Source organism: Deinococcus hopiensis KR-140 (assembly GCF_900176165.1).
Classification (GTDB): Bacteria; Deinococcota; Deinococci; order Deinococcales; family Deinococcaceae; genus Deinococcus; species Deinococcus hopiensis.
Genome location: NZ_FWWU01000009.1, coordinates 2,179,171 through 2,193,842, shown reverse-complemented (window position 1 = coordinate 2,193,842; position 14,672 = coordinate 2,179,171). Strand labels below are relative to the sequence as shown.

The 14,672-nt window shown below is 62.9% G+C and carries 11 protein-coding genes; 5 read left to right on the top strand and 6 right to left on the bottom strand.

Annotated features, from left to right (window positions below):
- Positions 1-597: 597 nt before the first annotated feature.
- A complete protein-coding gene (locus B9A95_RS24075; RefSeq protein WP_139806969.1) occupies positions 598-1,020 on the top strand; it encodes a hypothetical protein in 423 nt (140 codons plus the stop codon).
- Positions 1,021-1,034: 14 nt separating this feature from the next.
- On the opposite strand, the gene B9A95_RS24070 is transcribed toward B9A95_RS24075, so the two are convergent.
- On the bottom strand, positions 1,035-1,460 hold the full coding sequence (locus B9A95_RS24070) for a hypothetical protein (protein WP_139806968.1): 426 nt from the start codon (positions 1,458-1,460) through the stop codon (positions 1,035-1,037).
- A 285-nt stretch (positions 1,461-1,745) separates the two neighbouring features.
- On the opposite strand from B9A95_RS24070, the gene B9A95_RS24060 reads away from it, so the two are divergent.
- Positions 1,746-2,456 (top strand): hypothetical protein, encoded by a 711-nt coding sequence (locus B9A95_RS24060; RefSeq protein ID WP_139806967.1) that lies wholly within the window; start codon positions 1,746-1,748, stop codon positions 2,454-2,456.
- A gap of 1 nt (position 2,457) precedes the next feature.
- On the opposite strand, the gene B9A95_RS24055 is transcribed toward B9A95_RS24060, so the two are convergent.
- Positions 2,458-3,186, bottom strand: a complete 729-nt coding sequence (locus B9A95_RS24055) for a hypothetical protein (protein WP_139806966.1) — start codon at positions 3,184-3,186, stop codon at positions 2,458-2,460.
- Between the two features lie 103 nt (positions 3,187-3,289).
- Here B9A95_RS24055 and B9A95_RS24050 point away from each other — a divergent pair, with 103 nt between their 5' ends.
- The 3 genes from B9A95_RS24050 to B9A95_RS24040 all read left to right on the top strand — a co-directional run bounded on the left by B9A95_RS24050 (position 3,290) and on the right by B9A95_RS24040 (position 5,846).
- Positions 3,290-4,357, top strand: a complete 1,068-nt coding sequence (locus B9A95_RS24050; RefSeq protein WP_084049578.1) for a zinc ribbon domain-containing protein — start codon at positions 3,290-3,292, stop codon at positions 4,355-4,357.
- A gap of 68 nt (positions 4,358-4,425) precedes the next feature.
- Positions 4,426-5,229 carry a phage NrS-1 polymerase family protein gene (locus B9A95_RS24045; protein ID WP_084049577.1) on the top strand — a complete coding sequence of 268 codons (804 nt, stop codon included), beginning with the start codon at positions 4,426-4,428 and terminating at the stop codon, positions 5,227-5,229.
- A complete protein-coding gene (locus tag B9A95_RS24040; RefSeq protein WP_139806965.1) occupies positions 5,226-5,846 on the top strand; it encodes a hypothetical protein in 621 nt (206 codons plus the stop codon). Before B9A95_RS24045 ends, B9A95_RS24040 begins: the two co-directional genes overlap by 4 nt.
- A gap of 213 nt (positions 5,847-6,059) precedes the next feature.
- Here B9A95_RS24040 and B9A95_RS24035 read toward each other — a convergent pair whose 3' ends face one another.
- From B9A95_RS24035 to B9A95_RS24020, 4 genes are all read right to left on the bottom strand, one after another.
- Complete coding sequence (locus B9A95_RS24035) at positions 6,060-7,184, bottom strand: hypothetical protein (protein WP_139806964.1); 1,125 nt, start codon at positions 7,182-7,184, stop codon at positions 6,060-6,062.
- Between the two features lie 209 nt (positions 7,185-7,393).
- On the bottom strand, positions 7,394-7,627 hold the full coding sequence (locus B9A95_RS32675) for an AlbA family DNA-binding domain-containing protein (protein ID WP_170928762.1): 234 nt from the start codon (positions 7,625-7,627) through the stop codon (positions 7,394-7,396).
- A gap of 23 nt (positions 7,628-7,650) precedes the next feature.
- Positions 7,651-11,229, bottom strand: a complete 3,579-nt coding sequence (locus B9A95_RS24025) for an Eco57I restriction-modification methylase domain-containing protein (protein WP_212648375.1) — start codon at positions 11,227-11,229, stop codon at positions 7,651-7,653.
- Between the two features lie 28 nt (positions 11,230-11,257).
- On the bottom strand, positions 11,258-14,641 hold the full coding sequence (locus tag B9A95_RS24020; RefSeq protein WP_084049573.1) for an SNF2-related protein: 3,384 nt from the start codon (positions 14,639-14,641) through the stop codon (positions 11,258-11,260).
- Positions 14,642-14,672 lie beyond the last annotated feature (31 nt).

The window sequence follows — 14,672 nt, the reverse complement described above, 5'->3', positions numbered from 1 at the left end:
AGAGTGTCCAGAATTCAGTCCTGTCCGGTGCCTGAACAATCTCCCGCATAACGCGTTGTTGACATCGCAACCCGAACGTGTGAACAGCTGCTGGCCATGAAGCAGGCTGCCTTCGCCCGCACCTAGCCGAAGACCTACGACGAAGCGAGCCGCGCACCCGACGCGGCTCTCCTGGGTCTTCATGGAATTCTCTTCTCTACCGTTCGGCGACGGTGGTATCGGGATGCCGTTCAGCCGTTGCGCGGCTGACATAACGTCCCGTGATGGCTGAACGGTAGCGTGTACCGGAGCTTCTGCTGGCCGTGCGGCTCTCGCTCAGGGTGGTGCGAGGGCTGCGCTTCGCAGTTCGCTTGGAGATGTAGCGTCCCGTACGCGCTGACCGTTGCGCTCTGCCTCCTCCACTTCTGCCTCTTCCTCCTCTTGTCATAACTATCACCTCCTCGTTCTGGTCTCACCAGAATTCTACTTTCGACACTGACAGAGGATCTTTATCGACTAGGACACCATTTGTTCATACATTAAGGTGGCTGCTCAAGTGTGGTTTTCGGACCTCCAGTGAAGCAGCCGCGAGACTCGTTCCAGAAGTGGACTTGTCTGGTGGTCAAGACATTAGAGAAATCGGCGCTATTCACCAGCAGGAAGCGATTTGTAGAAAAAGATGGGGATATGAGTGTTGAAGGCGATGAACCCATGCGGGAGAACAAGGACCTCAATCCAGTCAAGCTGGCTGCCCTCCTGGGCATGAGTGTCGCTGAGCTGGCTCAGGCGGTCGGGAGCGATGCTGCCGTGCTGCAGAGGGAGTCAGCAACCATTTCAGACTTGCAGTCAAAGCTTCATCCCGTCGCCATGCTGGCGCACACGCTCACGCAACAGTTGGGGAGTCCAGAGTCCGTGCGCTTGTGGCTGCGGCTTCCCAACGCGGAACTCGACGGCCTCTTGCCCATCACGTTCGTGCTGGAGGGTCACGCTAAAGACTTGGAGCCACTTGTGCGCCTGAGCGCCGAGGGTGTGTTCAGCTGAGAGGGGTGAAGAGCTCAGCGCCCGCTGTTGTTCTCGTCTGTGAAGGAGGTCAAAGCGTTCGGGTCACCCGTTCCTGAGCGCCGTGACAGCATTTTCCGCAGGTAATCGGCGATAGCTTCGAGCTTGCTGGCCATGGCCTCCTGGTTGGTCTGCAGTTCACGCTGGTGTGCCTCCAAGCGGTCGAGTTGACCCATCAGCTGCGTCACGCTGGCAGGTGGAATGGCCTCGGTGTACTGGCCAAGCGTCCGCTCAAGAGCTTCTCGGAAGGCCATGCTCGGCCGCTCCTGGGTCAACGCCCGGGCGCGCAGCATATCGCTGATGGTCTGCGCATCGAGCCGTCTCCCGACAGGCCGCTCCGTGAGTTGGCTGTAGATGGTGAGCCACTTGCGGACCACAGAGGGGGTCGAATTCATTTCTTCAGCGAGTTCTGATTGGAGCATGGTCTGACCGTATCTGGAGGGTCTGCGGTCCACCGGGTGGTCAGCATTCTCGGGTTGGTGCGGTGTCCATCCCAGAGCGCTGGACATTCCCAGGTCCCGGCCAGTGGCCTGGTCCGGCATACATGAGGGATTTGCGGCGCAAAACCATAATCACACCCAAGGGGGGAGGACTCCCGCTGAACGAGAACTCTCCCCCTACACGGTGCAGAAGGGCTTCGTCAGGCTGAGACGAAGTGCGAGCGCCTTCGCCGGGGTGGCCACGACCCTGGGAGGGACCCTAGGATCATGATCCTTTCCCATGGTGCAACCCGAAAGCACCTGCTCCGCGAAGTGCTCGGCCAGACCCAAGTCATGACCACAGTCCAGTTGCAGCGCCATGACCTGCTGCCCCTGCGTACTCCCCTTCGTCTCCCTCAACGCACCTACACCATTGCCACGCGCACTACCCAGCAGACCAGTCAGTGCACCCTGACGTTCGTCGCTCTCGAAGAGGCAATCCTCCAGCGGCATACACCTCCTGAACTCGGGCACTTGGCGGGCCTGGCGGAAGCCTGGCTCAGGGTAGGAGATGCGGACATCCTGCACGTCCCTGCCCTCAGCCAGGGGGAATGGCGCCTGGTGCAACCTGCAGAACGGCAGCAGGGCAGCCGCCGGGAAGGCCGCTCCGGGCACCTCCCAGATGCGGAAATCCTCGGTACTGGCATCCGCACCAAGGACTGGGCTGTAGAGATGGACGCGGGCTACCCACGTGACCGGAAGCTCGAGAAACTGCGTGGCTTTGCCCAGCAGGGCTACCGTCACATTCTCTGGGTCACCAGCGTACATGGCCTGGTGCGTCCCATCTCCAGCATGATGCAGTGCCTGCATGACGAGGGGCAGCTGCCGGGTGTGGTCTCGGGAGCTGCCCTGTTCACGGACTACTGGTCGGAACGAGATCCGTTCCGTTCCGACCGCCGCTGCCATGACAAGCGCCTGTTCGTGCACAGGGTCTTCTGATCTACAGCACGTGCACTTCAAGCGCTTCGTAGCGGGGCCGGCCATGGATTAAGCCTGGCCCGAAATGCCCGTCGAGCGCCTTCGAGCGCTGGGCTTCGTGCCGTCGAAGGTAGGCCCGCAGGTCGGGTGCCAGTTCAGGAACGAACACGAGCAGTGGGGCCCGCCAGGTGTCGATGTCATAGGAGTGAACGCGTTCAACCAGGTCCTGCACCGCCTTTCGCCCACGTCCACCACGGCTGCAGGTCGCGTAGACCGAGGGGCGGCCCAGGGACTCGCGAAAGGGCTGACCCGGTAGGGGTGGGGGAGAGCTTCGTGGCCAGTCGTTCTCCAGCTGCGCCAACTGCTGGGGCGGCACCTCGATGGTGTAGCGCACAATGCGCCCGTGGCCGAGGGGGCCGCTTTGCCGGTGGGCGTGGATGACCCGGTAACCCAGACCTTGCAATAGGGTCAGCGCGTCGTTCTGGAAGCTCCGGTCAACGGCGCGCTCGACGCCGGTGATCCTGTCATGGGTCTCGCCGAGATCCTGCAACACAGCATGGCCTTGGGCGCTCAGAACCAGTACCTCGCCGCGCGCCGTAAGCAGCGACTTGAGCAGACCCTGCGGAACCAGGTCTTTCCAGGCCGGTCGGGGACCGTGCTGCCGGGTGACGGCAGCCGAAGTCAGCGCCCCGGCGCACGCGACGTCGCGCAACACTGCAAGGGCCACACCTTTGGGAAGGGGGAATGTCATGGAATCACCGTACCCAGGGGGAGGAGGGTCACCCAGGCAAGGGAGAAGGAACCTGTGCTGAACGGGAAAAAGACAAATTCAATCCCGGCAGGCAGGAGACGACATGCGCGAATACACGACCCACCACGTCATTCGGGTGGACAGAAGAACCTACCCGCAGCTGCGCGCCGCGGTCAAAGACCACCAGCTGCAGCCCAGCGATGAGAACCTCAAAGTCATGCTCCAGGGGCAGGTCTACCGTCCCGCGGACCACCTGCTCAGCCGCCAGGTGCTGCTCCACGACCGACTGCTCCAGCTCGGTGACCTCCAACTGGAGGCCGAGTGTTATCGCCTGCCTGAACAGGAGTACGTGACGCTGCTGACCGACTCGCGGGGCAACTACCGTCAATACCCAGGCGCACATCAGTTGCTGACCGCCCTTCTGGCACCCATGACGCCAGACGCAGAGGCGGCCTGGTGGGAACGGGTCCACATGGCTGTGGCACAGGGGCGCCAGCCCACCACAGCGGTGGACCTGGTGGACGACGCGTGGACACCAACCGCGTGGTTGCGTGACCGCACCCGGCTGATCCAGCAGGGACAGGAGTGGTTCCTAATCCTGTATTTTGCCCAGCCGCCGCGCTGGCGACGGCCTGAGGGCCGCGGTGTGGTTGGGATCGACGTTGGTCTTCGTCCCTTGGCCTCAGCGGCGGTGGGCCAGGCCCATGCCTGGACCTTCGAAGTGCACTGGCCGACAGTGGCCGATGATGCGCCGGCCGAGGTGCAGACGTTCGCCCAGATCCTGGACTACGCCGCCGCACGGGCGGCGCTGGAGATGTTCACCGTGCCCCTCCTGGCCTCTGCAAGCGTGCTGGTGCTCGAGGACCTGAATTACGCGCAGTTCCAGAGTAATTTTCCGGACGTTGCCCGGCGACGGGCGGTGTCGGACTGGCACCAGTCGTGGGTGCGGCAACGGGCGTATGCTCGCAGAATTCGCATAGAGGAGGTGCCTGCGTTCAACACCAGCGTCACCTGCAGTCAGTGCCGGGGGTACGTCAGGGGGACCCGACAGGGTCGTATGTTCAGCTGTCCGCATGGGCATTCCTCGGACGCCCATCTGAATGCTGCCCGCAATCTGGTGCGTCGCTACTGGGGTCAACGCATCCGTGCATCGGCCCCGAGAGAGGTGTGAAGGGCACCTGGAGTACAGAGGGCAAAGCGCTTTGCCCTCCGCGTCGGCTCGAGCATATGCAGGCAACGGTGCCCGTAGAGGTTCTGGCGCTCGACTCCTGGCTGCCCTGGCTGGCCCTGCCCCGAGCCAATGGCCGCCTGGGGAAAGTTCCCAGTCTGCCCAGGGACGGGGTGTTGCGCCCCATCGACTGCCGGGGGGCGGGGCTCTCTCTGCCCGAAGCCCATGCACTGATGCACCGGCACCGGGCAGGTGGGTTGGGGATCGTCCTGGCGACTGGTCATGGCCTGGCTGTGCTTGACCTCGACGTCCCCATCACAGCTTGTACCCAGACCCTGCTCGGAGAGGTCTTGGGTTACACAGGGCGCTCGCCTGGCGGTGGAACACACGTCTGGCTGGCTGGCAACCTGCCCCGGAACCGGCGTCAGGCAGGCATAGAGGTGATCGGCCGGGGGTTCGTAACTGTGACGGGCGACGCGCTGGGTGAACGGGGCCAGGCCCTGGGGAAACTGGACGACGTCCTGCAGCGGCTGGGTGACGGGTCGCCATCACGCCTGGTCCAATCCGCTCCCCTGACGCTGAGCGATGAGGCGGTGCTTGGGCAACTGTACGCGGCGAAGAACGGTGCTCGTGCACGGCACCTGCTGACCATAGGCGACTGGGTCAGCGCTGGATATCACTCTGCCAGCGAGGGAGACCTGGCGGCAGTAAGACTGCTACGGTTCTGGACCACCGACCCGGAGCAACTGGGCCGGTTGATGGAAGGTACGGCGCTGTGGCGCCCGAAATGGACCCAGGGCGGCTACCTCGCGCGAACCATTGAGCGGGCCCTGGAGATGGGGGGGCCCACGTGGGCCGGGAGTAGGGTCCGTTGAGGCATTTTTACACCGTCCCGCTATCTCCGACCGATGTGCAGGCCGCTCACCTTCGATACCTTGCCGAGGTCTACAGCAGAATGTGTACGATTTCCGCAGAGAACTCCGGCTTTGTCAGTTCGCAGAAGCTCGGGCTGACGGCTCAGCCGTTCGCCTGGGTGGTGGAGGCGGGCTTTCCCAGAAGTCTGGTCGACGATGTGCTGGCGCAAGCCAGGTCGTGTGCTGTGCGTGTGACAACCAGGTCCTATCCGGAGTTACCGATCGGCGTGCCTGTGCTGGGTGGCCCGGATCTGATCCAGCCTGTGGCCCCGGGATTCCTGAGGATTGCAGGCGTCGGTGGATCGGTGCGGGCAGGGACGGATGATCCGACCTGTCTCCCGCGCTGGGCACGTGAAGTGCTGGGAGCCGCTTGGCTTCAGCCAGTGGGTACCTTGGCGCAGCAGATTCCCGAGCTGCGGTCCGCGGCCTGGGTGAACCGGGCAGAGATTCGGGAGGAACTTGACACCTGGGTGGTCGAGCTGGAATTCCTCTGGCCTGCTTACGGATCCCATCAGTTGACGTGGTACGCGTTCCACGACGATCTGGCTGACGAGACCTGGCAGCTGTTGATGGGATAAGGCGGCGCACCACGGTGCTTCCTACTGGCCTTTAGACACGGAGAGGGGGGAGGCCCATTGAAACTTCTGGGGGTATGGAAGGGTGGACGTCAGGTGTCACCAGAAAGAGCGCTGCCTCGTGGGGCGGCACTCTGACAAAGGTGAGGAATTGGACAGACCAGCAGCTGACCAAGGAGATTGGGTGAGCCGCTGGTCTTCGACACCTGGCAAAGGTCAGCCTTTGAAGCCGCTGAACTCCGGTCGAACGCCCTGCCGCATCATCGTGAACACCCGGCCCTCCAGGTTCTGGCACAGACCGGCTGCATGGCCTTCAGTGAGGTCGGCTTGCAAGGCTTTTTTCAGCCACTGCGTCTCAGCGGCAATCAGTGGCAACAGGTGAGAATCCTCGAAGAAGGCCTGGGCATTGATCTCGTCGAGGCTGCGAACCTGCGGGGCGTAGGGCAGCAACAGAGAGGCGAAGTGTTCGTAGATATCAGCGTTCGTACCCTGTCGGTACAGCAGCCTTCGGAATACTTCCATCATGTGTAGACCGTAGATGTCCAGCACCTGCGGATCACCGGTCAAGAGGCCAAAGTAGTGCCTGACTGCCCGCTCGCTGGGGGAGCGGTCCTCGTCGAGAATCTGGGCGATGTAGGCGAGCCAGGCCACCCGCAAATGCGCGTACACCGATCCCTGGGTCTCGGCACTGGGAAGGTCGAATTTCCGTTTGAGGTGGTGCAGCAGGTGTGCGGCAAAGACGCTCGCCGTACTGAGCGTTCCCCACAGCACTATCCGTGTGCGGGGAGAGTTGTCGGTACTCATCCATTCGCTGTCATGAGCGAGAAAGAGGGACATAGGGGCGTTGAAGAAGGTGGCCTGCGCTGACGATGCTGCCTGGCTGGCCTGTTCCTGAACGAGCCATTCCATCAGGCCGCCCCCATCTTTCACGCCGCCGCCCTGCAGGGTGCCCACGGCGTGTTCGACCCGGGCCTGGAACTCCACGCTGTTGAGGAAGAAGCGCGAGGCAATCTCCGGATGGGACACGAGGGCTTGGCGCAGACCGGTGACGCTCGGGCCGACATACCGGGCCACCAGCGCTGGAGCCTCGGGCACGAGTGGCACCAGCTGCTGGACGGCCTGCTCGATGTACTCCAGGCCACGGAAGACCGGCCTGGCCTGTTCCGGGAGGTGCTGACCGAGCCAGACCATGTCGTCGTAGACCTGGCTGCCGAACATGTTGAACAGGAGTTGCTTGACGCCCTCGGGCATGGCCGTGGCCGGGGTTGCTGGGGCAGGACCAGCCTGACCAGCTGGCGTGGCGTCAGGGCGAGGACCAAAAAGCCTTTTGAAGAATGACAAGACGTCCTCCTTGTTGGGGCACTCGGCGTTCTACAGGTTGACCCGCTCTGCGTTCAGGGCCACCGTGAATGCTGGTACTTGCTCAGCTCTGGGCCGCTGTGCAACTCCTCGGCCTTATTGCCGATACGGAGGTAGAACGCGTGGGGCTTCTGCCCTCCTTTGTCAGCGATCTGCAGGAAAGCTTCCTGCGTTCCGGCGGGGATATCCACCTAGCAAATCTCTTCGCCCCCCAGGCCTACGAAGCTCACCTTCAGGGACGCCGCTACGGCTTGCCCCAGTTCCCGCCCCACCACCGTGCGTAAGTGACGCTCAAAGCCGTCTTTGTCTTTGATCTTATCTGAAGAGACGTAGTCCGCCGCCAGACCCAGTGCCTTGCCGTCGTCGTCCACACCGATAAGCAGCGTTCCACCCTGGCTGTTCAGGAACGCCGCCACCTCTTTCACGATGACGGCCTCAAGCGCTGCTGTCAGTCTTTGGTGGCAGGGTCACCGTTCACCGGTACGCGCATCGACAACTTGAACTCCAGTTGATCTGATTCGCCGTCCTGAACGAGACGTACAAGCTCTGGGTCGCCCTTAGGTGGGGCAAGCCGCTTGAACTCGGCAAGGGCTGCGTCCTTGACCGCCTGTGGCACCAGTGGAAAGGTGCCCAGGATATGTATGAATTCGGCTTCGGTCAGGCCGTAGAGGTGCGCCACCCGAGCGTCGAGCTCGGCGCGAAGCGCGGCGCGACCGGACTCATCGGTGACGCCGTCTTGGTGGCCTCGGAGGTCTGCAGCGCGGGCGAGGTCATCGAATTCCGGCGTGGTGCAGATCAGCCGCGCTGCCGCCTTCATGATGGGCTGGCATTCCGGGTCGACGGCGGTAAGGCGGGGCACGGGCAGCTGGTAAACGTAGAACATGTTGATGTTCGTTGTGACCTTCTGGCGAATCATCCAATTACCCGCAAAAGAATTGAAGAAGGTGGCTACAACAAGAAGGATCTCGCTGCTTATTCCTTCGCGTCTTGTGGTAATGAGGGAGTTGCCGCAAAGGACTCTGGATGGCAGAACGGTCGAAATCAACGAGTACTCGTTGGTGCTGCTTGCAACAGCCCTATAGCCAAGTCGATAGGTCTCATAGTCGTAGCCATCTCTTGATGGCTTGAGTTCTTGGCGGGCATTGTTCTCTTCAAGCCAGAATTGTGGAGTGCTCCAATCACTTCGGAACTGATGAATCATCTTGCCTTCATAAAGGGGCAGGCGACCAGGACCGGACGAGGTCTGGAAGAGATGAGCATCATTCGTCATGTCGAACTCTCGCGTGAACTTAACGTTCCATACGCTTCCTAGCTCTTCACCCAGTAGGGGGAACTTCAGCATCTTCTCGGCGATCTCGGCGTCCAATTCTGACTTGAACTCCATCACGCTCAGACTGTCGGGCGAGAGGCGGCGCACAGTGTCCACGCTCAGCGTCATGCCGACGCCGCCAGGGAAGTCCTGCAGCTCGGCCACGTCGTGCCGCATGAAGGCGGCGGGGAACTCGATGGTCGCACCGCCCTTGCGGAAGCTGAGCACCACGAACTTGAAGGAGCGGTGGACGTTCTCGAAGATGGTCTTGCGGTTCTCGAAGCAGAACAGTCCCGTCATCTCGGTCGCGTCGAACAACAGCTCGCGCAGGCCTTTGGCGCCTAGGTCGGTGTAGACGCCGCTGGGAATGACGATGCCACACTCGCCGTCCACGCGCAGCAGGTTGAAGCCCTGCTCCAGGAAGAGCTTGTACAGGTTCAGGTCGCTGCCGGTCTTGCGGCCGTTGACCATGCTGCTCTGGTGGGCGAACTGTGGCGCGGCGCGGTAGAACCCGCTGACGTGCGGGAAGGAGGACTGGTAAGCCAGCCACTCGGTGCGAATGGCGGGATCCACCAGCAGCTTGCCCTTCTCCTTCTCAAAGTCCTTGATGGTCATCTTGTTCTTGCTGACCGTGGGCGAGAAGGACTCCAGGAACTCCTTGCCGTTGGGCTTCACGATGTCCCATGGCGGGTTGGCGATCACCGCGTCGAAGCCACCCCGGCCCATCACCTCGGCGAACTCAAAGGCCCAGTGGAAGGGCTTCAGGGCAGTGATGTCGGCAAGGGTCAGTACGCGCTTGGTGGGCTTGCCTTCCTTGCCTTTCGCGGTGTCCCAGGTAGCCTGCTCAAACTTAATGCCCATGTCATGGAACTGCTTGTGTAGCAGGGCATCCAGAGTCTGGTAAGCACTCTCCCGCTGCCGCTCGATTTCCTCGCGAAGGGCAGTGAGGTCTTCGCGATTGAGCTGTGTGGCCTCTCGGTACCGCTTCAGCAGCGCCCGGCGCTTCCCCACGATCTCGCTGTAGGTCACTGAGCCCACGCCCAGCAAAGGGGTGATAGCTGCCTTCCCGCCGCTGCGCTGCGTGTTGTAGGCCTTCTCGTCGACCTCCAGCAGGCCTACCAGGCTGTTGCCTGCCAGGATGTTGAAGTCAATGTTGGGCAATGGTTCCAAGTCTTCGAGGATGTGAGCGCTGCTGACCAGCGAGAGGAACAGCCGCAGCTTAGCAATCTCGGCGGCTTCCTCCATCAGGTCAACGCCGTAGATGTTCTCAGTGATGATCTTTTTCTTGAGGTTGTAGTGGTAGCTGGCGTGCCCGGCACGCAGCGTAGCCTCCCAGGCTACGAGGTCCGAGTCGTTCAGGGCGTGAATGTGGCCCATCAGGGCGCTGTAGATGTCCAGCATGGTCTTCAGCGCCGCGACCAGGAACGCGCCGGACCCGCAGGCCGGATCCAGCAGGCTGATGGTCTTCAGGCCCTGCTCACCGGTCAGCAGCTCGCGCACCAGCGCCGCGTCTGCGCGCGTGATCGCATCGGCCAGGTTCTGGTGCAGGTGCTTTTCCCCTGGCCGTAGCGCCTTGATCCGATCCAGCACCAGACGTCGTACGGTCTGTTCGCAGAGGTACTCCGTGATCTCCGGGCGGGTGTAATAGGCTCCGAAGCCCTTCTGGTTGATGTATTTCTCGAAGATGTGTCCCAGCACGTCGGGGTCCAGGCCGCCCGCATGCTTGTCTTGCTCGCTGAGGTTCCAGGTGTACCGTCCGAAGAGACCCAGCACCTGCTCGAAGGCCTTATCAGGGATGGTGATGGCTGGGTACTTCAGCTCAATGCCGTGCCGCAAGAACAGCCCACCGTTAAGGTAGGGAATCTGACCGACCAGGGCTTCGGTCTGGGCATTACGCTGGTCTTCCGGAGCCGCGAAGGCGTCGAAGAACAGACTGCTCAGGAATTCGCTGTAGTACCGGTCTGTCCCTCGCTTGCGACTGGCGGTCAGGTGGTTCTGCAGGTAGTGTCGGTCCCCGTCCATTCGAGGGGTGGGACGCCCCAGAAAGCCCTTGCCCTGCAGGAAATACACGAACATCAGACGATTCAGAATGACGCTCGCGTACCAGGCTCGGTCTCGGTTGTCCGTGATGCCGCCGATCTGGCTGGCAAAGTCCTCGCGGATGCTCCTGAACTCGCCGTAGAAGCGCTTGACCACGCCCTCAGTGTCCAGGGCGCTGCTTAGCCGCCGCGCCGCCTCGGTGACGCTGAGGTCGCCATCCTCGTTCAGCTCACCTAGGTCCACGAACAGACCGGAGAGCTTTTGCACGAACAGGTCGTCGGGCTGGCCCTTGATGTAGCTGTGCGTGCGGGGCTGAATCCTACGCTTTTCACCTTCCAGGCCGCGCTTCACCCAGTACCAGTGGCTATGGCTACGTGCCGCGTTCACGAAGATCAGGACGTGCTCCCGGGTGGTCTTGACCACCTCGTCGCTGACCTTGCGCCGCAGCTGCTCCAGCGGCAGGGTGCTCGGGTCCTCACCGCCCGTCACTTCAATGACCTGCACGCCACCCAGCTGTGCGATGGGCGTGAGCCGGAAAGCCTGACCTTCGACATTCAGAGAACGGGTGCCGCTGGCGCGGTTCCAGCCAAGGATATTCATGACTTCAATGAACTCGAAGTCGCGCAGGTGTTGACGCAGGGTCTTGAGTTCGGTGTTGCTCAGGGTCGCTTTGCTCATGGCAGGTCCTTTGGTGTGAATGGGGTCGTCAGGCCAGGCGTAGGCCCAGCGAGCAAATGATTTGCGGTTCCCGTGGCCCTTCCTCGTCCTCGTTCTTCAGGCTCAGGCGGTCATCATCTCGCAGGCTCAGCACCAGCGCTGCCAAAGTTGCGTCGTCGATCCCCGTGCGCAGCTGCCGGGCGAGGGTGTCGGCGGCCGCCGCTCGCAGGGGGTAACGGTAGATGTCGTCAATGGCACGCTGTAGTTCCGGCGACGCGAACAACGACCCTTCAAGGCTGCCCCAGTAACGCTTGAGGCGCTCGTAGGTCCGGGCCCGCGGCCCGTTGGGCCGGCCCAGTTCGCCGCCGGCCAGTCCCGCCTCCTGTGCGGTGATGTGCTCAACACCCGCTTTGACCAGGTCGTGATGGGTGGGGAGCCGGGAGACCATGGGCGTAGCTGCCACGCACTCAGCGGCTTGCAGCACCTTCAGCTGGCTCTGGGTCACGCTCTCGCCGACTTCGTTCATCCACGACAGCGCGTCGTAGCCGCTGGCGGTGCGGGTGTAGACGAGCACGCCAGGCGGACCTTCCTCAGCAGGAGCAAGAGCTTTGGTGCTGTAGACCACGTCAGGCAGCGCTGGAATGCGTGCGTTCAGTGTGGGGTCGGCCTTCAGGGCGTTCTGCCAGATTTGATAGGCGTAGCTGGCGAGGTCGACCTCGTTGTCAGTCTCTCCGTCGAGCAGGCCGGATTTTTCGTTGTACAGGTCCACCAGCTTCTCCGCTTCGTCGTCCTCGAAGAAGCGTTCGTCCGTGCCCACCACCTCGGCGTTCTCCTGCAGGCGCTTACGGACCCGGGAGCGCAGCTGGATCAAACGCTCCACGCCGTCCGCTGGCAGGAACGAATAGACCTCGATCTCCCGGGCCTCCTGGCCGATGCGGTCGACGCGCCCAGCGCGCTGGATCAGCCGGATGATCGCCCAGGGCAGGTCGAAGTTCACGATGATGTGCGCGTCCTGGAGGTTCTGCCCTTCGGAGAGAACGTCGGTGGCGATCAGGACGCGGATCTCGTCCTCAGGGGCGTAGGTCTTACCGTTGCTGCGGGGCGAGAAGCGCCAAGCGAGGGCGGTGGGGTCCTCGCTGGCACCGACGGCACCCTCGACATAGGTCAGGCCGCGGGCACGCAGCTCTCCCACGAGGTACTGCACAGTGTCGGCGAACTGGGTGAACACCAGGACTTTTTCGTCGGGATGGCGGTGGGCCAGGAGGTCGAACAGCGCGCCCAACTTGGGGTCGCTGTCGGTGCGCCATTCGCCAGCGGCCGCCAGCACGCCCATCAGGGCACGGGCGTCCTTGTGCAGGGTGGTGGCGAGCTTCTTGGTGAAGAGGTCCGCCCGCGCCCAGCGGAAGCGTCGCTTGTACTTCGTCTCGTACTGCGCGTAGACCTGCGCGGCGCGCGCGCGGTAAGCGGCCTCGGTGGGCGCCAAGGCGTCCATCTCTTCCTCGCCGACCACTTCGTCGGCCGTCTCGGCAGGTGTAGTCTCGTTGCCCTCGGCGGTGAACAACGTCTCCTCGTCGTCGTCGCGCTCATCAAGCAGCTCGGCGTTCTGGGGCCCAATCGGCAGGGGCTTCCCGGCCTCCAGGGCGTGCAGGAAAATGTAGTTGCGCAGCACATGGCGCTCGAGGGACTGGACGAAGGTGAAGCCGCCGCTTTCCAGGCGCTTGAAGAGGCCGGTACGGGAGAAGCCGATCAGGCGCTTTCCCGCGCGGCCGAGGTTCTGAAGCAGTTCCTTTTCGCTGGGCGTGGCACTGCCTCGCGTCTTGTCGTTGATGTAGTTGCCCAGGCCATATCGGGGGAGGGCCAGCTGCCCGATGGTCTCGACCACGTTCGGCGCATACAGGCGGGCGTAGGCGTCTTCGGGGTTGCTCTCGTCGACGGTGAAGGTGACTGTGCGGGGCCGCCGTGCCGGAAAGTAGGCCCGTCGCCCGTCGCCGAAGGTCAGGTAGCGGCGGCCGTCCGCATCGTCAACCTCCGCGTAATTCGCCTGAACGAAGGAACGGGTGCGGCGCACCAGGTACAGCCGCATGAGGTCGCGCCAGTCGTCCGGATAGACGCTCTTCTCGAAGGCGGCGATGCTGCGCACCGGAGCCTGGTGCTTCGCCCGGAAGTCCGCTTCGCCCACCTCGCGCATCAGCATCTCGGGGCGGATGCCCAGGTCGGCGTCTTCGGGCACGAACAGGCGCAGCTGCGCGCCGAGGTCGGCGTAGCTTTTGTTGTAGGGCGTGGCCGAGAGCAGGATGACCTTGCTCTCGTTGAAGGCGACGTATTCCTGAATGGCACGGTAGCGCCGGCCCTCCCGGTTGCGCAGGTTATGGCTCTCGTCGATCAGCACCAGCTGGTACCGCTTCTCGTCGGGGAGGACCGAGGTGACGCGGCTGATGGGCAGCACCTTGGCGAGCAGGCCGTAGCGGTGAACGTAGTCCTCCCACATGCGGACCAGGTTCACCGGGCAGATGATCAGGGTGCGCACATCCTGGGCTTCTTGCATCACCCGCACCAGGGCAGTGGCCATCAGGGTCTTTCCAAGGCCAACGACGTCGCCCAGCATCACGCCGCCGCGCTTGTTCAGGTGGTGCGCGGCGATCTGAACGGCTGCGGTCTGATAGGGGAAGAGAATCCGGCCCAGGTCCCGGGGAATACGGAAGCCACCGACGCCGGCCCGCGCTTCGCGCGACAGGTGGTAGGCCATTTTCAGGTAGATCTCGTGGGGCGTGTGCCCACGCTCGCCCGCCCAGCTCTCGTCGATGATCTGGGCCAGCTCCAGGGTGATGTCAAGAGCCCAGCGGTCGTCCCAGCGGTCCTCGAACCACTCGGCCAGCTTCTTGGTCGAGTCGCCGTCGAGCACGTCAACGTTCAGTTCGCCCTGGCGCTTCAGCCCGGCAAAGGTCAGGTTGCTGCTGCCCACATACGCGACCCGGGGCGCAGCGTGGTCCTGGCGGTGCAGCAGGTACAGCTTGGCGTGCAGCAGGAAGCCCAGGAACAGCTTGACCTGGACCTTGCCCGACTTCAGCTGCCGGCTCAAGCGACGCAGTCCTGCCTCGTCGCTGTTCGATGGAGCACCGAACATCAGCTGCTCCCGGAACGCTTCCGCCACACGGCGCTTGAAGCGCACGGCCGCCTGGTTGTCCATGCCCCCGGGCTTGTCGAGCAGGGTCAACGCAGCGCGCAGCTCGTCTTTGGGCATTTCCTGCATGCCCACCAGCAGGCGTGTCTTGGCATCGCCCTGGCCGCTCCAGAGTTCGGTGAGGTCGTCAATCAGTTTCCAGCCGCGCAGGTTGAAATACCCGACGCAGAAATCGGCGCGGACGGCGGACTGCATCGAGACCCTCAGATCGTCGAGCAGCTTGAGGTCAATATTATCGAGGATCTTGGGCATGCCTGTTCTAGGTCAGGCTATCCCAATAGCG

Coding starts and splice junctions, on each gene's coding strand:
- B9A95_RS24025 (WP_212648375.1), bottom strand. CDS start 11,229: ATGAGCAAAGCGACCCTGAGCAACACCGAACTCAAGACCCTGCGTCAA.
- B9A95_RS24020 (WP_084049573.1), bottom strand. CDS start 14,641: ATGCCCAAGATCCTCGATAATATTGACCTCAAGCTGCTCGACGATCTG.
- B9A95_RS24060 (WP_139806967.1), top strand. CDS start 1,746: ATGATCCTTTCCCATGGTGCAACCCGAAAGCACCTGCTCCGCGAAGTG.
- B9A95_RS24050 (WP_084049578.1), top strand. CDS start 3,290: ATGCGCGAATACACGACCCACCACGTCATTCGGGTGGACAGAAGAACC.
- B9A95_RS24055 (WP_139806966.1), bottom strand. CDS start 3,186: ATGACATTCCCCCTTCCCAAAGGTGTGGCCCTTGCAGTGTTGCGCGAC.
- B9A95_RS24070 (WP_139806968.1), bottom strand. CDS start 1,460: ATGCTCCAATCAGAACTCGCTGAAGAAATGAATTCGACCCCCTCTGTG.